The following is a 23,174-nucleotide window of genomic DNA, read 5'->3' as shown; positions in this document are numbered from 1 at the left end:
GACGTGCGCAAGCATTTTTTCATCCTCTTGGGAACCCGGCCCGAAGCAATCAAGCTCTTTCCGGTCATCAACCGCCTCAAGGCCGAGAATCGCAAGGACATCTCCCTGACGATCTGTGCGACGGCACAGCATCGACAACTGCTCGATCAGGTCCTCAAGCTCGCCAAGGTAGTTCCGGATTTTGATCTGAACGTCATGACGGACAATCAGACGCTGGATCATCTGACTGCCCGCTTGCTCGGAGAGATCGGTGAACTCCTCGACAAGGTGAAGCCTACGAGGGTTATCGTCCAAGGCGACACGGCGACCGCCATGGTCGGCGCGCTGGCGTCCTACTACCACCGGATACCGGTTTCGCACATCGAGGCAGGACTGCGTAGCGGCGACATATTTTCTCCGTGGCCCGAGGAGGTGAACCGCAAGATCGTCGGGTCGATCGCCGATCAGCATTTCGCCCCGACAGAGCGCGCTGCGTGCGCGCTGCGGTCTGAGAACGTATCGGACGACCGCATCCACGTCACCGGCAACACGGTGGTGGACGCGCTCATCCTCGCGAAAGCCATGGTCGAATCCGATCCGGGGCTTTCGTGCCGCTGGGACGACATCAAGAAGCGTCACGGCAATCGGCGCATCATCCTGGTGACCTGCCACCGCCGGGAGAATTTTGGCGGCGGCGTAATCAACATCGTGAACGCGTTGGAAACGATCCTGCACAGGGAAGACGTTGCTGTCGTGCTCCCCGTGCATCCGAATCCGAATGTCCGCGACTTGTTTGCGTCCCGACTGTCGGAACACCCGAGGGTCGTCCTTATCTCCCCCCAGGAATACACGGACTTCGTGAGCCTGCTCTCGTTGTCGCATCTGGTCCTGACGGATTCAGGCGGCGTCCAGGAGGAGGCTCCCACTTTCGGGAAGCCAGTCCTGGTGATGCGCGACACGACCGAGCGCCCCGAGGGGGTGGAGGCCGGGACGGCGCGCCTGGTCGGCGCGAACTACGACAAGATCGTTGCCGAAACAGTTCGCTTGCTCGACGACGACGAGACTTATGCCGCCATGGCCCGTTCGCACAATCCGTTCGGTGACGGGCGCGCGAGCGAGCGTATCGTGAAGGTGCTTCTCGATGCCTGAATTTCAGAAGATCAACGTCGTTGGACTTGGCTATATCGGGCTCCCGACCGCAGCGCTGATTGCGAGCCGGGGAATGCAGGTGGTCGGGATCGACACCAATGAGCGTATCGTCGATACGGTCGCATCCGGAAAGATTCACATTGCGGAGCCCGATCTCGATGGTCTCGTTTCGAAGGTCGTGTCGAGCGGCGCCCTGACAACCTCCACCAAGCCGCAGCCTGCCGACGTCTTCATCATCGCAGTGCCGACGCCGATCGATCACGAGAACCGTCCAGACTTGTCAAGTGTGAATGCCGCAGTCGACAAGATCGTCGATATCCTTGCACCAGGCAATCTCGTCATCCTCGAATCGACGTCGCCGATCGGGACCACTGAGGCGATCGCAAAACGGATCATCGAGCGCAGGCCAGACTTGCACATAGGCATCAACGGCAGGGAAGACGGGGCAATCTACGTCGCCTACTGCCCAGAACGCGTGTTGCCGGGACGTATCCTGACCGAGCTCATCAACAATGACAGATGCATTGGGGGAATTACGCCAACCTGCACGCGGCGGGCCCAGCGCTTCTACAAGATGTTCGTTCGCGGCGCCTGCGTCGGTACTACGGCCCGCACAGCCGAATTGGTCAAACTGACGGAGAACGCCTTCCGCGATACCAACATAGCCTTTGCGAACGAACTCTCGCTGATTTGCGATAGGTTCGACATCAATGTCTGGGAGGTGATCGACATCGCCAACCGCCACCCTCGCGTAAACGTATTGCGGCCAGGACCGGGGGTGGGCGGGCACTGCATTGCAGTCGATCCCTGGTTCATCATCGACTCTGCGCCAGATATCGCTCGGGTGATGCGAACCAGCCGGGAAGTCAACAATGCCAAAACTCAGAAGATCATCGAACGTACAGAGGCGCTGATCGACGATCATCCCTATGCAAACGTCGCTTGTTGTGGATTGACCTTCAAGGCCAATGTCGACGATCTGCGTGAAAGTCCCGCCATGGAGATCGCCACGCATCTCGCTGCGAAGTACGGAGAGCGCGTCAAGGTCGTTGAGCCGAACCTTCGCCGTCTGCCACCCCAGTTGGCCGATCATCGCGTCGGGTTCGTGAACATCGAGGAGGCTCTGCGTAGTTGCGAAATCGCGGTTCTCCTCGTGGATCACGACGAATTCAAGATGGTGCCCCTTTCGGAGCGCCGACATCTCGACGTCATAGATACGCGAGGCATATGGCAGGACATGCCGGCGCGGACCTGATGCCCGCGTGAAGCGATCATCGGCAATGGGATGAGTAGAGGCGTACCCTCTGGGTGGATCGAGGCTAGCATGCGAGACAGTCAACTTGGAATCGGCGTCGTGGGCTACGGTTACTGGGGCCCAAATCTCGTTCGAAATTTCTCGATCAATCCTGGCGCCCGTGTCGTCAGCGTGAGCGACCTGAACTCAGGAAGGCTCGGCGCGATAAAGCAGCTTTACCCGGCGGTGGAAACGACCAGTCGCTACGAGGATCTGCTGAAGGACGCGCGTATCGACGCAATCGCTATCGCTACGCCGGTGCATACGCATTACGAGCTGGCAATTGCGGCGTTAAAGGCCGGAAAGCATGTTCTGGTCGAAAAGCCGCTTGCGCCGAGCGCTGAGCTCGTGATTCGCTTGATCGAGGAAGCGGATCGGCGCGGACTGACGCTCATGGTCGATCATACCTTCCTCTACACACCGGCAGTTCAGAAGATTCGGGAGCTCCTGCTGAGCCGAGAACTCGGAGACATCTACTACTACGACAGCACACGCGCGAGTCTCGGCCTGTTTCAAAAGGACGTAAACGTAATCTGGGACCTGGCGGTGCACGATATCTCCATCATCCACCATATCCTCGATCAGTCGCCGATCGCCGTTTCGGCAACCGGGTCGTGCCACGTCGTCGGCTCGCCCGAGAACATGGCGCACATCACGCTTTTCTTTGCCGACGCGTGCGTGGCGCATGTCAGCGTCAATTGGCTCTCGCCCGTCAAGGTGCGCCAAACGTTCATTGGAGGCAGCAAAAAGATGATCGTCTACGACGATCTCGAGCCGACCGAGAAGATCAAGGTCTATGACAAGGGAATCACGCTTGATGTGCCACCCGAGGACGCGCACCAATTGCGGATCGGGTATCGCGCCGGCGACATGTGGGCTCCGCACATATCGCCAACTGAGGCACTGCAGACCGAGGTGGAGCACTTTGTCGATTGCGTACGCTCCGGTGGCCAGCCGATTTCCAGCGGCACCTCGGGACTCCGCGTGATCGAGGTTTTGGAAGCGGCATCGCGCTCGATCGCAAAACAGGGTGCGCCCGTATTGCTAGGCGAATCTCACGGAACCCGGCAGCTCGCCAGGGCGATGGCATGACGGGCGCGGCGACCCAGCTCACCTGACCTACATGACAGACGATGCAATGAAGTCCGTGCAGCGCTCCATTCTGTTCTCGGCGCTCGACCGTTACGTCGGCCTGCTGCTGGTCTTTGTCGCGACCGCCGTGCTTGCCCGTTTGCTGTCTCCGGAAGAGTTTGGCATCTATGCCGTCGCGAACGCCATCACGTCGATCATTGCCGCCTGCTTCCAGGAGTTTGCAGGCGCAAGCTATCTGATTCAGAAGCGCGAGTTGTCGCGCGCGAGCGTGCAGACCACGTTCACGATTACCCTCATGATTTCGGCTAGCACGGCTTTCGCGCTGTTCCTGTCTGCGCAGCCGATCGCGCGCTTCTTCGAGCTTGACCGCTTGGGCGGAGGGATCGAGGTTGCCTCATTAAATCTTCTCTTGCTGCCGTTCTCCGGAACGATAGCCGCATTGTTTCGTCGCGAGATGCAGTTTGGCGTGCTTGCAATCTGCAACCTCGCGGCTGGAATGACCATCGCTGTCGTTTCGGTCGGGCTCGCAATGGCCCACTTCAGCTACACGGCCCCACTCTGGGGAGGGGTGGCCGGCAACGCGGTGCTGGCCGGGATGCTGCTGCTATGGCGTAGAGATTTTGATGCGATGCGGCCCTCCTTGGTCGATTGCCGAGAGATCGTCGGCTTCGGCCTCTACTCGGGGGCGGTTAGTGTTGTAAACGTGTTCTATGGTTTAGCACCGCAACTGTTCCTGGCGAGAGTGCTCGACTTCACGGCCGTCGGTCTTTACAGCCGGGCAACCGCATCGACGCAGATCTTCGATAAGCTGGTTACCCAAGTCATAGGTCCGGTCGTCATGCCGGCAATTGTTGCGCGAAACAAAGCAGGCGGCGATCTCAAGGCCCTCTATCTGGAGGCCATTCAGTTGCTCTCCGCGGTGCAGTGGCCGTTTTTGATATTCATGGCAATCATGGCCCGGCCAATCATTCTGATTTGGCTCGGCCCGACGTGGCTCGAGACGGTTCCGCTGGTGCAACTGCTCTGTATTGGCAACCTTGCGCTTTTCGCGGCATGCCTGACCTACCCGGTGTTCGTTGCGGTCGGAAGGGTGCAGGATGCGCTGATCTCCTCGTTAATTTCGCTGCCACCATCACTTCTGGTCATCCTGGGCGCCTCGTTTCTTGGAGTGCACGCCGTTGCTGCATCCGCTCTTGTGACATTGCCATTTCAAGCGACGGTTGCGTTCTACTTCTTGGGACGACACCTCGGCCTTCGGCCCGTCGAGTTTGTACGCGCCCTATGGAGAAGCGGAGCTGTAACGGTTCTGGCGATTGCCGGTGCTTCTATTTGCGCGGCGCTGACGGAAGCTGGAGGCCTTACCTCGGGTGCCGGGTTGGCGTCGGCCTTCTCCGTCGCCGTGCTCTGTTGGTGGCTTGGACTGATGGCCACTGGGCACCCGCTGTTGCAGCAGTTTCACTATGCCGCAGCCGGCCTGGCGAGAGTGGCGCCTGGCCTATGGCCTTCGCGGACGACGCCATAGCAGCCCTACGACATCATTCGGAGCGCGGGATATGCCTATCACACCAGACGTGGAACTTGGTCGCGATGTCCGTATCCTTCATCCGGAACTGGTCAATCTGTACGGCTGCACAGTTGGCGATGAGAGCAGGATCGGAGCTTTCGTCGAAATCCAGACGGGAGCAAGGATCGGCGCGCGGTGCAAAGTATCATCGCATAGCTTCATCTGCGAAGGCGTCACACTCGAGGACGAGGTGTTTATCGGTCATGGCGTGATGTTCACGAACGATAAATATCCGAAGGCAACGACCGCGAATGGTCGTCCTCAGCAAGCTTCGGACTGGACATTGGAGCGCACTCTCGTCGGCAAGGGGGCTGCCATCGGTTCCAACGCAACAATTCTATGCGGTGTCACGATCGGTGCGGGTGCGACCGTCGGCGCGGGCTCCGTCGTGACAAGAGATGTTGCCCCTGGTGCCACCGTCGCCGGAGTACCTGCCCGGCCCATGTCCGCAGCCGGAAGCAGGGCCACGGTCGATCGTGCTCTCGTCAGCGGATCCCCGGGCTAGGTTGAATTAACCCGAATTGATCTTATTCAAAATTTACGCTTGATTAAATATTATATTTCGAGTTAATTATTTAATAGCGCCGCTCCAATTCAAGGTTTGAATCTTGATACCTTTCCTGGATTTGAAAGCCCAATACCATCAAATCAAGCCGGAAATCGACGCCGCGGTGGCACGGGTCGTCAGCAGCGGGCATTTTGTGCTCGGGCCGGAGGTGGCGGCGTTCGAGGGGCGTTTTGCGGAATATTGCCGGACTGCGCGTTGCCTCGCAGTGAATAGTGGGACCTCTGCGCTCCACCTTGCGCTGTTGGCCGCGGGCGTCGGGCCGGGCGACGAAGTCATCACGGTGTCCATGACGTTCGTGGCGACAACCGCGGCCATACTCTACAGCGGCGCCAAACCTGTTTTTGTCGATGTTGACCCGGTCACGTGGACGATGGATCCCGGGCTGATCGAGGCTGCGATCACTTCTCGAACCAAAGCCATTGTGCCGGTTCACCTTCATGGATTGATGGCCGACATGGATCCCATCATGTCGATTGCGCAGCGGTACGGCCTGATCGTGATTGAGGACGCCGCGCAGGCCCACGGCGCGGAATACCGGGGACGCCGCGCAGGGTCGATCGGAGATCTGGGATGCTTCAGCTTTTACCCAGGCAAGAATCTGGGGGCGTTCGGGGAGGGTGGGGCGGTCGTAACCGATCGGCCTGAATTCGCACGCCGTGTGTCGTTGCTGCGCGACTGGGGGCAAGAGGCAAAATACGATCACGTCATTGCCGGATACAATTATCGCATGGATGAGATCCAGAGCGCGATACTGAATGTCAAGCTGGACTACATCGAGCGCTGGACCGAGGCCCGCCGATCGATCGCAGAACGATACAACGAACTGCTTTCTGAGCTCCCATTCGCGCGCCCGCGACCGCCCTCGCACTCCCGCCACGTCTATCATGTCTATTCCATCAGATTGCAGCGGCGGGACGACACGCTTGCATTGTTGCGGGAGGCCGGCATCGGTGCGGGGATTCACTATCCCATTCCGGTGCACCTGCAGAAGGCCTATGCTGAACTGGGTTACCGGGCCGGTGATCTGCCGGTAACCGAGATGCTTGCGAACGACTTTCTCTCTCTTCCCATTTATCCGGAGCTGCCGCCGGACCGGGCGAACGAAGTTGTCTCCACGTTGAGGAACGCCGGAGCCTTGCGGCCCAGCGAAACCGCCAGCAACCGGGCGCAGCGATCACAAAGCGTCACAACAGGGTCCTGCAACAGGAGGGCATCTTGATTGAGCTCAAGGGAAAGCGCGTTCTGGTCACCGGCGGAGCGGGATTCATCGGCTCTCACATCATCGATCTTCTCTGCGATGAAGGTTGTATCGAGATCGTTGCCCTCGACAACATGATAAGAGGCCGACCGGAAAATCTCCGGCGCGCGCTCGGACGCGGGCCGGTGAGACTGGTTCACGGCGACATACGCGATCGCAAGCTGATGGAAGCCTTGGTGAAGGCGGCCGACATCGTTTTTCACCAGGCCGCACTCCGTATCACGCACTGCGCAGCAGAGCCGCGCTTGGCCAAGGAGGTCATGGTGGACGCCACCTATGATCTTCTGGAATTGTGCGTCAAGCATGACATCGAGAAGATCATCGCAGCGTCCTCGGCATCCGTTTACGGCATGGCAGAGGAGTTTCCGACAACCGAGCGACAGAATCCGTACAACAACCGGACTTTCTACGGTGCAGCCAAGGCTTTCAACGAAGGCCTTCTGCGTTCCTTCAACGACGTGTGCGGCCTTGATTACGTGGCTTTCCGGTATTTCAACGTCTATGGCAGCCGGATGGATATACACGGGCGGTACACCGAGGTCTTGATCCGCTGGATGGAGCGGCTGGAGGCCGGATTGCCTCCCGTTATTTTTGGTGACGGCTGTCAGACCATGGATTTCGTTCACGTCCGCGACGTCGCGCGCGCCAACATCCTCGCGGCCCGGGCGAAGATTACCGACGAGGTCTTCAACGTCGGAAGCGGTACTGAGACGAGCCTGACGCAATTGGCGACGGTGCTTGCGTCGGTGATGGGACGCCGGAACCTGACGCCCGAATTCGTACCTGAGCGCTCAGTCAATCCGGTGCCGCGACGGCTGGCATCGACTGGAAAGGCCGAGCGTCTGCTAGGGTTCCGCACCACCGTTTCGCTCGAGCAGGGGCTCGCCGACCTCGTGAAGTGGTGGCGATCAGAACGCGATCTCGCTTCAGATCGCCCGCGGCAGGCGGCATCGTGATCCCGATTGCAGCGCCGCTCCTCGCGGATGCAGAGGCTGATGCTGCACGCGCCGTCGTGCTGTCGGGCTGGGTATCGCAAGGCCCGCAAGTGGCTGCATTCGAGCACGAGTTCGCCGCACTCGTCGGCGCACCGCACGCTTGCGCCGTTGCCAATTGTACCACCGCCCTGCAACTCGCCCTGACAGCGTTGGGAGTCGGCAGGGGTGACGAGGTGATCACGGTAAGCCACTCCTTCATCGCAACCGCCAACGTGATCAGACATCAGGGCGCCACTCCTGTTTTCGTCGATATCGAGCCCGAGACGTACAATTTGGATTGCGCTCGGCTGGCCGACGCCATCACCGAGCGCACGCGCGCGATCATTGCGGTCCATCAGATGGGAATGCCGTGTGACATGCTCGCGCTCATGGCCGTGGCGCGCCGCCACGGGATCGCCGTTATCGAGGATGCGGCCTGTGCCGCCGGCTCGCAGATCCGGATGAACGGGCAATGGGAAGCGATCGGCAAGCCGCATGGCGACATCGCCTGCTTTTCCTTTCATCCGCGAAAGGTGATCACGACAGGTGAGGGTGGCATGCTCACCACCGCCGATGCCGAGCTCGATCGCAAGTTCAGGCTGCTACGTCAACACGGGATGAGCGTTCCGGACATCGTGCGTCACGGGTCGCAGTCTGTCATTTTCGAGGAGTACGTCATCATCGGCTACAACTTTCGAATGACGGATATGCAGGCCGCGATCGGGCGCAAACAGCTCGAGCGACTTCCGCAGCTAATTGCGCGGCGGCGAGCGCTCGCCGCCCGTTACGCCGAACTGCTTGGGAATATCGAGGGGCTGCGGTTACCGTTCGAGCCGGACTGGGCGCGGTCTAACTGGCAGAGCTACTGCGTACGCTTGCCCGATCGATTGGATCAGCGGACGACGATGCAATCGCTGCTCGACCAGGGCATCGCCACGCGCAGGGGCATCATGTGCTCGCATCGCGAGCCGCCCTATGCGGGTACCGACCCGTCCCATGATCTGCGACAATCCGAGCTCGCTCAGGATCACGCGATCCTGCTTCCACTTTACGCGCAGATGGACTTAGCGGACCAGGAACGTATCGCCGACGCGGTGAAGGGTGAACTTGCCCGTTGAGCTTGTCGATCCGCGGCTGGTCAGGAATCGGTTTGCCGCGATATCTCACTCGTCGGATCCGACGCGGCTCTGTCTGATTGAGGGGCGATCGCCTTCGCGGACAATACAGCAGAGATTCGCGCCCGATCATTGTCGTCCTCGGCGGAAGCCGAACCCATCCAACGTTGATATCTTCGCTGAACTTTATAGCGGGCAAGGCTGGCAGCACATCGGCCGGCATCGGCCAATCGGCGGCGGCGCGAGATTTTGCTGCGCAGGGCGTGCAGATAGGTTTGCTCTATCGTTCTCGCTGCGTGCGCAACGCTGAAGCGATGCTCCACCAGCCGTCGGCCGAACCCGCCAAGCTCCTGGCGGAGCGACATTGAGGCGAGAATGGTCTCGAGAGCCGACCGAAGTGCGCCGGCGCCGGCACCGCGCGAGCCCCTGCCCAATCCATACCAGCCCTGCTGCAGGAAGGTCGGTGCACTCTCGGGCGTTAGCAGCTCACTGAACCCGTCCTCACCAATGACCACCAGCGGCTTGCCAAAAGCCATCCCGCGCAGCGCCGAACCTCCCTGGCCAACAATGACATCCGCAGCAGCATAGCCAGGGCGCGGATCCGACATCTCGCCCACCAATATGATGGTTTTTCGGCCGACCAGCGCGTTGGTTCTGGCCGCCCGCGCTTCGACGCTGGGACGCGCCGGCCCATCACCAATGATCAGCAACCGCACGGGCTGATCCTCGAGCGCCATCTCGCCAACGGCATCGCACGCCGATAGCAGGCCCTCGAGTTTCAGGTTCGGCACCAACCGGCAGACCATCGCAATGACGATATCGCCAGGTCCAATGTTCTGAGCCAAACGAAAATTCGTGCCGTCGACGCGGGGATGGTCGGACTTCGTATCGACTGGCGGCTCGAGCAAGGTAACATCCTGATGTCCTGCCGTGACGGCGGCACGACGGATCATCTCTGTGCCCACCGTCAGGGGAATGCTGCGCGGAAGGAAAGAAGGTACGGACATGGACATGACCGTCCCAACCACGGCAGCGTGCGTCGATAGACCGACGCTAAGAAAGGCCTCGACGATTGGTGGCCACTCATAGGCATGCACCACGTCGATCGCGGCTTCCCTGACGATGCTGCGGATCAGCTGGCCGACGTGAGGCGAGGGACGCGCCCGGTGCTGAGGGATTACAATATGCCTGAGGCCAGCCTTCGTCATCCTCTCCAGAAGAGGGCCTGTCTCGGAGGCCACGATGACGTCGTGGCCGAGGTCTCGAATTGCCTCGGCAAGCTGCAATGCATTGAGTTGCGATCCTCCAAGCTCCATGGAATGCGGATAGATCAGCGCCCTCATACGTGGGAATTCTCCAGACGGCGGCGAACGGGGGGCGGTCTCGGCCCGGCCTTCATCGTGATCTAACATTTAATTTAAATCAATAATAATGTCGACATCACCGCATTTATTATTTATTCTCTCCTATTAAATCAATAAAATTTGGCGTCGAGTTCAAGAGGGATTGCCTGACGTGATGAATGAACGTGTTGCTCAGGATCCCGCGTGCCGAGACAGCCGTCCACTGCCCCGCATGCTGGTCGCGATTGCGAGCTATGGAAGCTCGAACGACCGCCACCTCGAGCGGATCATCAACGAATACCGCTCGATGGCATTCGCGGTCGATATCGTCGTGCTGTCGAACATCGATAAGCGGGCCAAATTCGGAACTGACTGCATTGTCGGCACGCCAAGCAGAAATCCATGGTCGCTGCCGTTTGCGCACAAGAAGCTGTTCGCCGAGCGTCGTGACCAGTACGACCTGTTCATCTACTCGGAGGACGACATTTTGGTCACCGAGCGGAACATCAGTGCCTGGCTGGAGGTGATGCGGGTCCTGCCCGAGAACGAAATCGCCGGTTTTCTCCGGGTTGAGTACGGAGAAGATGGCCAGCGGAACTATCCGGACGTTCACGCCCATTTTCATTGGGATGCGGCATCGGTCAGGCGGCGAGGAGACTATGTCCTGGCGCACTTTACCAATGAGCACGCCGCCTGCTTCATCCTGACGCGCGAGCAGCTCCGCGGCGCTCTGCGGTCGGGACGTTTCGATGTCGCTCCACATGAAGGCAAATACGATCTGCTCTGCACCGCGGCCACCGATCCCTATACGCAATGCGGGCTCACGAAATTCATTCCCGTGTCCCATCTGGAGGAATTCACCGTCCACCATCTGTCGAACAAATACGTCGGACGGGTCGGGGCGATCCCGGAGGAGTTCGACAGGCAGACAGGCGCCTTGCTGCAGATTGCCGAACAGGGGAGCCGTCCTCCATCGCTCCTCGCGAGCGAGACCAAGCTGCCGCGTGGGGCCTATTCGAAGGACTACTACGAACCCGCGGTGCCGCAGGTCCTGGAGCGCATTCCGTACGCCGCGCGCAGCGTGCTGTCGATCGGTTGCGGTTCGGGTTCCACCGAAAGCTGGCTGGTCCACCAAGGAATCGCCGTGACGGCAATTCCCCTCGATCCTGTGATCTGTCGCGGCGCCGCCGAAAAGGGCGTTGAGATCATCGAGGGCGATCTCCGGGGGGCCAGAAGGCGCCTTGAAGGCCGGCAGTTCGACTGCATCCTCATGCTGAAGGTGCTTCATCTGTTCCCGAAACCGGTGGACGTTCTGTCGTCGTTCGGCGATCTGCTAGCGCCGAACGCGCCGATTATCATCCAGAGCCCGAATATGTCGGGTCTGCCCGCGATCTGGAGACAATTGCGCAACGGCCGCATCGAGGTGCCCCGAACGTTTGAGATCGCAAATGCTCATTTCAGCGACAGGGGCAACGTCGAGAAGTGGTGCAGGAAGGCTGGTTTGAGCTCTGTGCGAACCGTGGGGGTACCCCACCGACGTGCGGCGGCACTTGAGGACATTGTGCCGGCGATCGCCAAGCTCGCTCTCTCTTCGGAGATGATCAGCATTGCCAGGAGAGAGCAGTGAACCAAGCGCAGCAGCGGGGCAACTGCGGAGATCAAAGGGCAGCACTGTTGGCGGCACCGATCCCATCTTGCGGAGGCCTCCGAACTTGACCCGAACGCGATTGGCAGGTCTCGAGGCGATCGGCACCGCGGCATCCAATGGATGGGCGCCGTCAGACTGCACCTTGCCGCGAGAGGCCTTGGCTGGCTCGCGCCACCAGTTCGCCGCCTGGTTCGTCCTTGCCGGCTTGATCATTCCAGCCTGGGAAGCAGAGGTTTCGATCGCTGGTGCAAAGTTCACGGCGGGACGTCTGGCCGTGACGCTATTGGTTGGGCCCGCGCTCGTGCTGCTCATGCGCCGGGGACGGCATGCGGTTGCTTGCGATCTTTTTGCCGTCCTGACCGCCGCCTGGATGCTTGGGGCGGCAGCATCGACGGCAGGCTTCGAATCCTTGTCCTCGCCGGCAGCGGAGAGCCTGCAGTTTCTCTTCAGCTACATCGTTGCCAGAGGCTACTTTTACTCTCCGGTTGCGCTTGACACCTTCATACGAGCTTTGAAGATCCTGACGGTTGCCGTCATTCTCGTCGGGGCGATTGACTACGTCACCGGACGTTGGATCGCGCACGAAGCTGCAGCGGCGATCTTTGGCACTACGCCGCTGGGTGCAGTAACTCGGAGCGGTGCCATCCGCGCGACTTCAACCCTCGATCATCCTATCCTGTTCGGCGTGTTCTGCGGGCTCGTCAATCCGATAGTCTTGCTTTCCGAACGAGCGGTGGGTCGAAAAATTCTGTTCTCGGGACTCTGCCTCGCCGGGTGCTTGCTCTCGCAGTCTTCGGCCGCGTTGATGGCCTATGTTTTGGGAGTGGCGGCCTATTCCTACGATCGCCTCATGCGGCAGCTTCCCGGACGATGGATGATCTTCTGGACAGTCCTGGGCGTCGCGACCGGCGCTCTCATCACCGTTGCCGAGCACCCGATCGGTTGGTTGATTTCGCACCTCACGCTGGACCCGGTGACTGGCTATTATCGGATCTTGATCTGGGATGCGGCTTTCGAACGAATTGGAAACCGTCCACTGACGGGATATTCATTTCAGCTGTTCGACGAAAATATCCTTGATTCGACCGTCGACTGCGTTTGGCTCGTGGAGGCGCTCAGGTTCGGCTTACCGGCGATGGCAGGTCTGCTCGCGACGAATTTAATGGCAATCTGGCCTGTCAGGAAACAGGTGGAGTTTGATGATTTTCGTGAGCGGATGAATTTGGCCTTCACGATCGTCATCCTGTTATTCTTCTTCACCGGCATCACTGTCCATTTCTGGAATTATATCTGGATCTTCTGGGGACTATGCATCGGTATAAAGGCGTCGCTGCGCGAAAGCCTTTCTCATCAATGACGGTGCGATGCGTGGTAGAGGTCGTTCACGTGGGTTCTGGTCAGAAACCACGTGAAAGTCGTGCCTGGCCGGGCAAGGCCTTGAGTAAAAACACCGCGGTCATCGAAATAGGGATCATAGTGGAATTGCCGCAAGAAATCGATCAGGTCACGTACGGGGAATGCACACATCAGTGCTGGCGCGCATCGGCGTAGCGTCTCCTGAGCGCCCTTCAGTATCTCAAGCTCGGCGCCTTGCGCGTGCAATTTGATCAGCATCGGGAGCATGCGGAAGGAATCCAGCGTCCTGCATTGCACCGGGTGCTCGGCCACTGTCAGTCTGGTCTCATCGAAGCGAAACATCCGGCCTCGATCGCGTAGCCATTGCGTGGCTTCCTCCCGGCTGGTGGCGGCCATGCCGTCGCAGTCCCATCTCCCGTATTGCGGGATAAAGAAGGTCAATTGGCCCGTGCGCTGCCCCAGCGCGCAATCGTGAATCGTGACCCTGCGGTCGCCCTGATGTCGCAAGACCAGGCGGGCGGCTGATCGAGGCTCCGGTTCGAAGGCGACCACCTCACAATTCGGTCGCAGTCGCCTAAACGCAGCGATGCTTTGTCCTCGGTTGGCGCCCACGTCAATAATTAACCCGCCACCATCGCCAATCAGGGAAAGACCGCCGAATTCAGGTTTCGAGACGTAGCGCGCAGCGACATCCTTGACGGCGAATCTAAGCTGCGCTGCGCCCGGAACGTGGGCATAGAGAAAGCGTGCGAACGCCTTCGCATTCTTTGGCCCCCATTCCATCGTCGTGCTCATTCACGACCCCGTCGATGATGATCAATGGTGCTGGCTGAATTAAAGCACGGTTTAATTACAATTGCATTTTAAATCGCCGTCAAACAGAATGATAGATTATAAAAGCCCGGCCAGCGCAGCGTCATGTAGTTGGTCCGGGCCGGATTGAGCTGATGGATAAGACCATTCCGCGGTTTTCCAACCGTTTCTGGTGCGTGCCGGCGAGCAGGACCGCTTGCGAAACCGCGCCAGCCGTCGCGCAAGGAGCGTTCTTGCAATGCAGCACGCCGATTGCGGGATGTGAATGATGTCAGATCGGGTGCCCGGTTATGTCGTCCACATTGCCGCGCCAGACCGGCTTGTTTTTGCTGAATGCCGAATACCCCCAACGCCCTCTGCCCATTCGGTTGTGCGTGAAGGAAACGCTCGAGATTGGTCCGTTGCCTTGCCTTCCATCCGAATAGACGGTGTAGCCGCCGCCGATCAGCCGGTTGTTCGCGACGACGATGCTGGAGACTGCGTTGAACGCATTGTCGATCATGACAGCCGACGTCTGGGCGTGGTGGTTAATGATCGTGTTGTGACGGATGCTAATGTCATGTCCGCCGTCGATCTGCACCCCGTCGTAGTGCGGGGCGCCTGGAGCGGCAAGATCATGCACGTAATTGTCTTCGAACAAGAGAGGGGCGATTACATTGATACCATTCTCGACCCTATGGATATTGCACCGACGGACCGTTCCGTACCCGTTGATGCCGTTCGAGCCCTCGGCGCCGTCAAGGCCGAGTCCGTCGATCTCGCAGTCCTGGATGATTGGTGGCACGCTCAAATTTTCCGCCACGTTCACGACGGAGGAAGCTGCCGCCGTAATCCTACAGTTCTCGAGTGTGACCGCGCCGTGGTTGATCTGCACGGCTCCTGATATGTCGAGTCCGCGAATGAGCTGTCCGTCGCTGCTCGTGGTGACCGGGCCCGAGGGAATCAGGTTCGTGTTCTCGGAAAAGCCCGTGCTGGTCTCGTCCGGATATTTCACATCAGCCGTGCGCGCGGCAGCGGCGGCCGCTGCTCTCTCGGAAGAGCCACCATGGCTTGCGTCTGGCGATAGTTTGTCGATGGGATCGGCGCGGCTCATCTGCGGGGCGTCGATCGCAGCTAAGACAATGAGGAAGGCGCGTCGCGAGAGCAGCAACATGGCCGAATCCTTCTCCACGGCCGCACGATCCCAAAGACACTCTGGAAAGTCTGGTCGGGTGATGACATCCCATGGCGGTCGTGACGAGGCAGCGTAGTTTTGCGCTTGATTACAGTCAATCAACCAAGAGGACATTCATGTGCAATTCGTTGCAGTCGAGCCTCGACGAACGTCCCGGCGCCCTCATTTCAACGTGCCGGTTTGACGTTGCGGTCTTGATTGTTGGCTTCCGCAATCCTGAGGACATCCGGAATTGCCTCATGGCTGTCGCCGGCATCGAACGTGATCCGACGTTCGACGTATTCATTTGCGAGAATGGCGGACGGGAGGCTTACCATGAACTCGTCGAGGCATTGAATTGTTTGCCGTGCTTGTGCGCAGAATGGGATCCTGCAGACGTAGGTGGCATCGCTCCGTTCACAGAAGTACGACGGATGCGGTTCAAGAGAAGACCTTCGAATGTCTGGATAGGTTGCGCCAAGGACAACCTTGGCTACGCGGGCGGGATCAATGCGTGGCTGAAGCCCCTCACGTCGGTTTCCGGATGGAAGGGGATATGGATACTTAATCCGGATACCGAGCCGAGGCCGAATGCGTTAGCGGCCCTCGTCGAGCGGGCAGAGGAAGGTGGAAAGGCGATGGTCGGAAGCACCATCCTGGAAGCCGGAAGCGAGGACCTCATCCGCTTTCGCGGAGGGCTGCACTGGCAGACGTTCGCGGCCAGAGGGACGGCGGTCGGGTTGCATGACAAGCTAGGAGATCCGTTCGATCTTCACGCAATCGAGACGGCTCTCGATGCTCTGTCCGGAGCGTCGATATACGCAACGCGGCAATGCGTTGAGCGGATCGGCTTCATGGAAGACAGCTACTTCCTCTTTTTCGAGGATCTGGACTGGGGAGCGCGCGCGAAAAGACTTGGTTTGGGATACGCAAGTGATTCGATCGTTGCGCACAGGGGCGGAACGACCACGGGATCGACGGGCACCTTGGCCGGGCTATCCCAGCTGTCCGTTTACCTGGAGCATCGAAATGCGATCCATTTTGTGCGGACGCATCGTCCGTGGACGTTGCCGATCCGCGTGGTCCTTTCGCTGCTTCACGCTCTTCGCTTCTTGATGCATGGTGCCCCGCGTAATTTCGTGGCGACGCTGGAAGGCTTGTTGGCTGGCCTTCGGGGCGAGAGAGGCCAACCGGCTTGGCATCAATGAAAACGCTTATAGCTTGCGGTTCGGCGCGCAGTGCACCCCTGCTCTCAGCCCGAGCCGAGAGTTGAGTTCGTGAGCTGCCATACGGAAGTATGTGCGAAAAATACGAATGTGTTAAACGAGTTGAACGTGTCGCCGTAATTGCGATGATCTCATCGACGTGTAGCGGCCGTACTAATCCGAGCAAATAAACTCCGAAGCGCATCCGGGATCGATCCGAGAACTGAAATGCGCGTGCCTTTAAGAGGTTAGGACACGCATTCTCAGCTGTCGAAGTCCGCATCTTTAAAATACCGGCATTTTCGATTGACGCTCATTTAATGAGAAGAATATTCGCATATAAAAATATCTGTGGTTTGCCTGTTGATCGAATCGGATGTTCGTTGCAAAAAAATGACCTTGGGGAGGCCGTCGTCTCGTCCAAAAAAAGCCGCGCCCAATCGGCCATTACGCTTTACGCGAATGGGGGCTACTCCACTGCGTCTTGGCGAGTGGATTGAATGCTTCGGATATTGCGGGTGGCAATTATTCGAAGTCATTAATGCTGAAACACACAGGAGATTTCGATTTGGCGACGACAACAACGGGATGGCCGGATGCATCAAGCACGGGGGTGCCGGCAGGCGTGACTCTTACGCCATCGGGCGACCTAGTCATCACTCAGGCCGGGACTGTGATCTCGGGGCTGAATATCACCGGAACGGTTTATATCGACGCTGCCAATGTGACGCTCGAGAACTGCAAGATCACGGCGGCGAGCTTTGCGGTCGTGCAGATCGCGCAAGGCGTGACGGGAGCGGTTGTCCAGAACTGCGAGATTAATGGCGTCGGCAGCAACAACGACGGTTCAAACGGCATAAGCGGTCAGGGCACGTTCATCGGCAACAACATCTACAACGTCGAGAATGGCATCAATGTGCAGGGCAGCTCGATCATCAAGGACAACTACATCCATGACCTGAACGCTTCCGGGTCGCCGCACTATGACGGCATTCAGATCGATGGCGGCGTATCAAATGTGACGATCAGTCATAACACCGTCATCAATGACTACAGCCAGACCTCGGCGATCATGGTCGACAACTACTTCGGCCCGATTTCGAATGTTAGTGTCGACAACAACCTGCTCGTCGGGGGTGGTTTCACGGTTTATTCGGACGCTCAATTCAACGGCGGCTCGATTACAGGCGTATCCTTCACCAACAACCACATGGGATCGGGTTATTGGGGTGTAACGGATTTCAACTTGAGTTCCCCGACCTATACAGGGAACGTCAATGATGGCGCGACTCTCGCTGCGACGCTCAACACGTCGGCAAATAGCGGTACGACGACCGCGCCGACTTCGGCCCCGAGCGCGCCTGTCATCGCGTCGTGGTCACCTGATACTGGTGTGGCCGGAGATGGCATCACTGACGCCAGTCAGATCACGCTGCACGGCACTGCCGCGGCTGGCAGCACCGTGAAAGTCTATGATGGTTCGACGCAGATCGGTACGGCGACCGCGACTTCGACCGGAACCTGGGACTACATCAGCCAGGTCTTGACCGATGCGAAGCATACGCTGACAGCGACCGCGACCAACTCGTCGGGTCAAACCAGTGCAGCGTCGGCCGCGCTCGCCGTCACCGTCGACACCAAGGCGCCGGCTGCACCGACAATCGCGAGCGACACGGTCAACAGCGCCAATCAGGTGGTGGCGTCCGGGACCGCTGAAGCCAACAGCACGATCAAGGTGTATGACGGCACGACTCAGGTCGGTACCGCTACGACGAACGCTACCGGGGCCTGGACGGTGACGACGGCTGCTCTGGCGGCCGGCACACACGCTCTTACGGCCACGGCGACTGACGTTGCGGGCAACGTAAGCGCCGCGTCAGCGCCTTTTGATCCTGTCATCGGATCGTCCGGCTCATCAGGGTCCGGTACGTCCGGTTCGGGCACGTCCGGTTCAGGTACCTCCGGCACAGGCACATCGGGCACGGGCACCACTGCGCCCGCCACGCCGAACATCGCCTCGTTTTCCAGCGATACCGGTATCGCCGGAGATCACATCACGAGCGACCAGACGCTGACCCTGGCGGGGACGGCGGTTGCCAACAGCACGGTCAAGGTGTTCGATGGCACCACCCAGCTCGGCTCCGTTACCGCGGACGCCAGCGGAGCGTGGCACTACACGACCGCCGCGCTGTCGGACGGCAAGCACGATTTTACTGCGACCGATACGGTCTCCGGCGTTACCGGCAAGGCATCGACCGCGCTGGACGTCACGGTGGATACCGTGGCCCCCAATGCTCCAGTTCTGTTGAGCGATCCGACGACACATAACCACGCCACGGTATCCGGTACGGCTGAGGCGGGGAGCCTGGTCAAGCTCTATGAGGGCACGACCCTGCTCGGCACTGCGACCGTTGCAAGCAACGGTGACTGGAGCGTGACGACCCCTAATCTCAAGCACGGGTCGCACACCTTCACCGCGACAGCCACCGACGCCGCTGGCAACACCAGCGCCTTGTCGCAGCCGATTGATCCACCAATTGGTTCGCACAGCGGCCAAGTTGGCTCGCAGAGCGGCAGTGGCACGTCGACTGTTGAGGTCACCAATGTGCATCAGCACAGGGATCACACCGCGACGATCAAGGGCACGGCTGATCCCAACAGCAATATCAAGCTGTATGACGGCACGACTTCGGTCGGTTCGGCTACCACGGGAGCCGACGGCAAGTGGAGCTTCCAAACCTCCGATCTGTCGGGCAAGAGCCACGCCTTTACCGCAGAGCAGGTCGATACCAAAGGCCACGTGGTCGGAACCAGCTCGGGTGAGGCAATCATCGGCTCCGGCCACAGCAACACTCTGACCAGTACCAGCGGCAATGACGTCATGGTTGGCAAGGCGGGAGCGGATACGTTCCAGTTTGCGTCGAACTTCGGCCAGGACATCATCAAGGACTTCGCTGCCCGCGGGCCTGCTCACGACACGATCGAGTTCAGCAAAAGCGTATTCGACAGCTTTGCGAGCGTTCTCTCCCACGCGGCCCAGTCAGGCCACGACGTCGTCATCGCGACGGGGAGCGACACCCTCACGCTGAAGAACACGCAGCTCGACAAGCTGAACAGCCACGACTTCCACTTCGCGTAAGGAGCGGGTCAACACACAGGTTAGTACTCACAACCGCCTCGGGGGATCGCTTGGGGATCCCCCGACACAGGCACCACTATAGGGCAGGCGCCATGACTGACGTTGGACGGCGGGGGATGATTACCCCGCCCGCGAATCTTTATCGAATCCCATTTATATATTTGTCGGGGCTGTGGTCGCCCGGCCGCGGGTCGGTGGATGCTGCCGAACAACCGATGTCCCGACTCATCGGCTGGGGAAGGCGCTTGGTTGAAGCGCTTCGGCAACGGATATTCGTCGGTCGGTTCCGGTCGGCGGAGAACTATGAGGAGCCGCAATCAGAGATGTCTGCGTTCCTGCGGTCTTGCCGGAGGATATTCTGGGCGCTCGCGGCCTTCAGCGGGATGAGCAACCTCCTCATGCTCACCGGCTCCTTCTTCATGCTGCAAGTCTACGATCGCGTGCTGCCTGGGCGCAGCATACCGACTTTGGTCGCTTTGATGGTTCTCGCTACGGTCCTGTACCTGTTTCAGGGCGGGCTCGATTTCGTCAGGAGCAGGATCAGCGCGCGGGTCGGCCGGTATTTTGATGAAAGGCTCGGCATTCGCATCTTCCACGCGCTCGTTCGTCTGCCTTTGAAGACGAGGGCCGATGGCGACGGCTTGCAGCCGGTGCGGGATCTCGATCAGGTCCGCAGCTTCCTGTCGAGCGGCGGGCCGACCGCGCTTTTCGATCTGCCCTGGATGCCGATCTATCTCGGCGTTTGCTTTCTCTTTCACTTCTGGATCGGCGTCACCGCGCTGGCCGGTGCGCTGGTGCTTGTCGGCATCACGATGCTCACGGAGACCCGGACGCGGGGGCCTGCAAAGGCGTCCTCGCGTCTCGCAGTCTCGCGAACGGCACTGGCGCTCGAGGGACGACGAAATGCCGAGGTTCTGCAGGCCATGGGGATGCGGCAGCAGGCGGCGTTGCGTTGGCAGGATGTCAACGCGAAATACCTCGCGGCCCACGAGCGCGCCAGCGATGTCGCAAACGGGCTCGGGGGCGCCTCCAAGATCTTCCGAGCGATCCTGCAATCGCTGGTTCTTGCCGTTGGCGCAGTCCTCGTCATCAACCAGGAATCGACGGCTGGCATCATCATTGCCGGATCGATCCTCACCGCGCGGGCCTTGGCGCCCGTCGAAATGGCCATTGCGAACTGGAAGGGGTTCGTCGCTGCGCGGCAATCGGGACAACGGCTCGATGCCCTGCTGAAGCTTCTGCCCTGCGAAGAGGAGCGGCTGGCATTGCCTCCTCCTGTTGAAACGCTCACGGTCGAGCATCTCTATATCGGAGCCCCAAATTCGGAGAGGCCCACCGTCAGCGAAGTGTCGTTCCAACTGCGGAGCGGGCAGGCCGTTGGTATCATCGGGCCGAGCGGATCCGGAAAATCGACGCTGGCGCGTGCGCTGGTGGGGGTATGGCCGAGCATTCGTGGCCGGATACGGTTGGACAATGCTGCGCTCGATCACTGGTCTTCGGACGCTCTTGGCAAGCACATTGGTTATCTGCCCCAGGACGTCGAATTGTTCGACGGCAGCATTGCGATGAACATTGCACGGTTCGATCCGCAGGCGACGGCCGCCGCTGTCCTGGAGGCCGCGCATGCCGCGGGCGCGCACGATCTCATCCTCTCGCTTCCGGACGGCTACAGCACGAAGATTGGCGAGGGGGGATTGGCGCTGTCGGCGGGGCAGCGGCAGCGAATCGGGCTCGCGCGTGCCTTCTACGGCAAACCGTTCCTGGTCGTGCTCGACGAGCCCTCCTCCAATCTCGATGCCGAGGGTGAGGAGGCGTTGACCGAGGCGATCCTGAATGTGCGTCGCCGCGGCGGGATTGTCGTCGTTGTCGCGCATCGCCCGAAGGCGCTCGAAGCGGTCGACCATGTCCTGTGCCTCGGGGAAGGCCGGGTTCAGTCCTTCGGCAAGAGGGAGGAGGTCCTCAAGAAGGTCTTGCGCAATCCCGTGCCTCTCAAGGTGGTCGCGGAAGCTCAGGGAGGCAGCCGATGAACAGCCAAGTCATGCCGGCGATGCAGTCCATCCAGCGCTACATGATCGTCGGTATGATCATGCTCGCTCTGGTGACGTTTGGGATCGGCGGTTGGGCGACAACAAGCCAATTGTCGGGCGCGGTCATCGCTCAGGGCGTCGTCGTGGTGGATTCGAGCGTCAAGAAGGTTCAGCACGCCACTGGTGGTATCGTGGGAGAGTTGCGCGTGCGCGAGGGCGATCGGGTCAATGCCGGGGACGTTCTGATCCGCCTCGATGAGACCCAGACGCTCGCCAATGCGACGATCGTCACGAACAGCATCGATGAGCTCATCGCGCGGCAGGCGCGCCTCGAGGCCGAGCGCGATGGCGCCGAGCAGGTCGTGTTTCCCAAGGCGTTGCTCGATCGGGCCAAGGAGAGCAACTCCGAAGCGAGCCGTGCGATCACTGCCGAGCGAAAGCTGTTCGATCTCCGCCGTCAGGCCAGAAGCGGCCAAAAAGCGCAGCTCCAGGAGAAAAGCGCGCAGCTGGAAAACGAGATCAAGGGCTATATGGGGCAGACCGAGGCCAAGCAAAAGGAAGTCGAATTCATCCGTCAGGAGCTGGAGGGCGTGCGCAGCCTCTGGCAGAAGAATCTGGTGCCGATCACGCGGCTCAATTCGCTCGAGCGCGACTCCGCTCGCCTCGAAGGCGAGCGTAGCCAGCTCGCAGGAATGATTGCTCAGTCGAAGGGTAAGATCTCCGAAATCGGCCTCCAGATCATTCAGGTCGACCAGGATCTGCGAACGGAGGTCGGGAAGGACCTGATTGAGACGCGCTCGAAACTCTCCGAGCTGGGCGAGCGCAAAACTGCAGCGGTCGATCAGCTGAACCGGATCGAGATCAAGGCACCACAATCCGGGCGCGTCCATGAGCTCAGCGTCCACACAGTCGGAGGCGTCATCTCCCCCGGCGAGCAGATCATGTTGATCGTGCCGGATGCGGACTCGCTCGCGGTTGAGGTGAAGATCGCGCCCCGTGACATCGACCAGGTCTATGTGGGGCAGACCGCGACCATGCGGTTCGCAGCCTTCAACCAGAAGACAACGCCTGAAATCGACGGCGAGGTCAGCATGGTCTCGGCTGACATCACCCAGGATCAACGCGCCGGCACGAGCTATTACACGGGCCGCGTCCTCTTGAAGCCGGAAGAGTTGGCGAAACTGGGGGGGGCCAAGCTGCTGCCCGGCATGCCGGTCGAGGTCTTCATCAAGACGGCAGGCCGGACTGCACTATCCTATCTGCTCAAGCCGCTGCACGATCAGGCGGAGCGGGCGTTCAAGGAGCGCTGAATCTCCGCGGCCGCGCACGACAGCATTCGTTCGGGATCGACGCCCGACCTTCGGGGCGCGGCGTTGCGATCGGGCTCTGAAAACACGACTGGTCGGCCGGACGCATCGGCAGCGGGCGTCGCAGGCCGGCGAAAGCGCGCCAGGGGCGGGACGAATCCTGCGGTCGGGTTTGGAAGAAGTGACTGCC

The 23,174-nt window shown here is 59.9% G+C and carries 17 protein-coding genes; 14 read left to right on the top strand and 3 right to left on the bottom strand.

The features are described from left to right. The first annotated feature begins 3 nt into the window (after positions 1 to 3). From wecB to BM374_RS14740, 8 genes are all read left to right on the top strand, one after another. Positions 4 to 1,128: a non-hydrolyzing UDP-N-acetylglucosamine 2-epimerase gene (wecB, locus tag BM374_RS14775; protein ID WP_092293212.1), complete on the top strand. Its 1,125-nt coding sequence runs from the start codon at positions 4 to 6 to the stop codon at positions 1,126 to 1,128. Continuing rightward, positions 1,121 to 2,383 carry a UDP-N-acetyl-D-mannosamine dehydrogenase gene (wecC, locus tag BM374_RS14770; protein ID WP_092293210.1) on the top strand — a complete coding sequence of 421 codons (1,263 nt, stop codon included), beginning with the start codon at positions 1,121 to 1,123 and terminating at the stop codon, positions 2,381 to 2,383. The genes wecB and wecC overlap by 8 nt, the downstream gene beginning before the upstream one ends. 69 nt (positions 2,384 to 2,452) lie before the next feature. Continuing rightward, a complete protein-coding gene (locus tag BM374_RS14765; RefSeq protein WP_092293208.1) occupies positions 2,453 to 3,514 on the top strand; it encodes a Gfo/Idh/MocA family protein in 1,062 nt (353 codons plus the stop codon). Positions 3,515 to 3,560: 46 nt separating this feature from the next. Then, positions 3,561 to 5,036, top strand: coding sequence for an oligosaccharide flippase family protein (locus BM374_RS14760; protein ID WP_092293500.1), 1,476 nt, complete (start codon positions 3,561 to 3,563; stop codon positions 5,034 to 5,036). Between the two features lie 31 nt (positions 5,037 to 5,067). Further along, on the top strand, positions 5,068 to 5,583 hold the full coding sequence (locus tag BM374_RS14755; protein WP_092293206.1) for an acyltransferase: 516 nt from the start codon (positions 5,068 to 5,070) through the stop codon (positions 5,581 to 5,583). 103 nt (positions 5,584 to 5,686) lie between these two features. After that, on the top strand, positions 5,687 to 6,865 hold the full coding sequence (locus BM374_RS14750; RefSeq protein ID WP_092293204.1) for a DegT/DnrJ/EryC1/StrS family aminotransferase: 1,179 nt from the start codon (positions 5,687 to 5,689) through the stop codon (positions 6,863 to 6,865). Continuing rightward, positions 6,862 to 7,860, top strand: coding sequence for an NAD-dependent epimerase/dehydratase family protein (locus BM374_RS14745; RefSeq protein WP_092293202.1), 999 nt, complete (start codon positions 6,862 to 6,864; stop codon positions 7,858 to 7,860). Before BM374_RS14750 ends, BM374_RS14745 begins: the two co-directional genes overlap by 4 nt. Continuing rightward, on the top strand, positions 7,857 to 8,996 hold the full coding sequence (locus BM374_RS14740; RefSeq protein WP_092293200.1) for a DegT/DnrJ/EryC1/StrS family aminotransferase: 1,140 nt from the start codon (positions 7,857 to 7,859) through the stop codon (positions 8,994 to 8,996). Before BM374_RS14745 ends, BM374_RS14740 begins: the two co-directional genes overlap by 4 nt. Positions 8,997 to 9,016: 20 nt before the next feature. On the opposite strand, the gene BM374_RS14735 is transcribed toward BM374_RS14740, so the two are convergent. Beyond that, positions 9,017 to 10,336 carry a glycosyltransferase family 4 protein gene (locus tag BM374_RS14735; RefSeq protein ID WP_092293198.1) on the bottom strand — a complete coding sequence of 440 codons (1,320 nt, stop codon included), beginning with the start codon at positions 10,334 to 10,336 and terminating at the stop codon, positions 9,017 to 9,019. A gap of 172 nt (positions 10,337 to 10,508) precedes the next feature. Between BM374_RS14735 and BM374_RS14730 the strand changes: the two genes are divergently transcribed. Next, on the top strand, positions 10,509 to 11,963 hold the full coding sequence (locus BM374_RS14730; protein ID WP_244552608.1) for a class I SAM-dependent methyltransferase: 1,455 nt from the start codon (positions 10,509 to 10,511) through the stop codon (positions 11,961 to 11,963). Positions 11,964 to 12,063: 100 nt separating this feature from the next. Then, on the top strand, positions 12,064 to 13,341 hold the full coding sequence (locus BM374_RS14725; protein ID WP_092293194.1) for an O-antigen ligase family protein: 1,278 nt from the start codon (positions 12,064 to 12,066) through the stop codon (positions 13,339 to 13,341). Here BM374_RS14725 and BM374_RS14720 read toward each other — a convergent pair. Further along, positions 13,335 to 14,135: an FkbM family methyltransferase gene (locus tag BM374_RS14720; protein ID WP_092293191.1), complete on the bottom strand. Its 801-nt coding sequence runs from the start codon at positions 14,133 to 14,135 to the stop codon at positions 13,335 to 13,337. The two genes, BM374_RS14725 and BM374_RS14720, sit on opposite strands and share 7 nt — an antisense overlap. A gap of 289 nt (positions 14,136 to 14,424) precedes the next feature. Then, entirely contained in the window at positions 14,425 to 15,306 is an 882-nt protein-coding gene (locus tag BM374_RS14715; protein WP_177248295.1) for a right-handed parallel beta-helix repeat-containing protein, read from the bottom strand. Positions 15,307 to 15,377: 71 nt separating this feature from the next. On the opposite strand from BM374_RS14715, the gene BM374_RS14710 reads away from it, so the two are divergent. The 4 genes from BM374_RS14710 to BM374_RS14695 all read left to right on the top strand — a co-directional run bounded on the left by BM374_RS14710 (position 15,378) and on the right by BM374_RS14695 (position 22,987). Beyond that, positions 15,378 to 16,514, top strand: coding sequence for a glycosyltransferase family 2 protein (locus tag BM374_RS14710; protein ID WP_177248294.1), 1,137 nt, complete (start codon positions 15,378 to 15,380; stop codon positions 16,512 to 16,514). Between the two features lie 538 nt (positions 16,515 to 17,052). Further along, entirely contained in the window at positions 17,053 to 19,650 is a 2,598-nt protein-coding gene (locus tag BM374_RS14705) for an Ig-like domain-containing protein (protein WP_143270192.1), read from the top strand. Between the two features lie 215 nt (positions 19,651 to 19,865). Beyond that, entirely contained in the window at positions 19,866 to 21,677 is a 1,812-nt protein-coding gene (locus BM374_RS14700) for a type I secretion system permease/ATPase (RefSeq protein WP_502689435.1), read from the top strand. Then, positions 21,674 to 22,987, top strand: coding sequence for an HlyD family type I secretion periplasmic adaptor subunit (locus BM374_RS14695; protein ID WP_092293179.1), 1,314 nt, complete (start codon positions 21,674 to 21,676; stop codon positions 22,985 to 22,987). Before BM374_RS14700 ends, BM374_RS14695 begins: the two co-directional genes overlap by 4 nt. The last annotated feature ends 187 nt before the right edge of the window (positions 22,988 to 23,174 follow it).

This window comes from Bradyrhizobium sp. Ghvi (assembly GCF_900115265.1).
Taxonomy (GTDB): domain Bacteria; phylum Pseudomonadota; class Alphaproteobacteria; order Rhizobiales; family Xanthobacteraceae; genus Bradyrhizobium.
Note: the sequence above shows the minus strand (reverse complement) of the source record. Positions and strands in the feature narration are given on the sequence as shown.

Excerpts from the sequence above, each read along its gene's own strand:
- wecC (WP_092293210.1), top strand. The coding sequence starts at position 1,121 with ATGCCTGAATTTCAGAAGATCAACGTCGTTGGACTTGGCTATATCGGG.
- BM374_RS14765 (WP_092293208.1), top strand. The coding sequence starts at position 2,453 with ATGCGAGACAGTCAACTTGGAATCGGCGTCGTGGGCTACGGTTACTGG.
- BM374_RS14760 (WP_092293500.1), top strand. The coding sequence starts at position 3,561 with ATGAAGTCCGTGCAGCGCTCCATTCTGTTCTCGGCGCTCGACCGTTAC.
- BM374_RS14755 (WP_092293206.1), top strand. The coding sequence starts at position 5,068 with ATGCCTATCACACCAGACGTGGAACTTGGTCGCGATGTCCGTATCCTT.
- BM374_RS14735 (WP_092293198.1), bottom strand. The coding sequence starts at position 10,336 with ATGAGGGCGCTGATCTATCCGCATTCCATGGAGCTTGGAGGATCGCAA.
- BM374_RS14720 (WP_092293191.1), bottom strand. The coding sequence starts at position 14,135 with ATGAGCACGACGATGGAATGGGGGCCAAAGAATGCGAAGGCGTTCGCA.
- BM374_RS14715 (WP_177248295.1), bottom strand. The coding sequence starts at position 15,306 with ATGTTGCTGCTCTCGCGACGCGCCTTCCTCATTGTCTTAGCTGCGATC.
- BM374_RS14710 (WP_177248294.1), top strand. The coding sequence starts at position 15,378 with ATGGCGGTCGTGACGAGGCAGCGTAGTTTTGCGCTTGATTACAGTCAA.
- BM374_RS14705 (WP_143270192.1), top strand. The coding sequence starts at position 17,053 with ATGCTGAAACACACAGGAGATTTCGATTTGGCGACGACAACAACGGGA.
- BM374_RS14700 (WP_502689435.1), top strand. The coding sequence starts at position 19,866 with ATGTCCCGACTCATCGGCTGGGGAAGGCGCTTGGTTGAAGCGCTTCGG.
- BM374_RS14695 (WP_092293179.1), top strand. The coding sequence starts at position 21,674 with ATGAACAGCCAAGTCATGCCGGCGATGCAGTCCATCCAGCGCTACATG.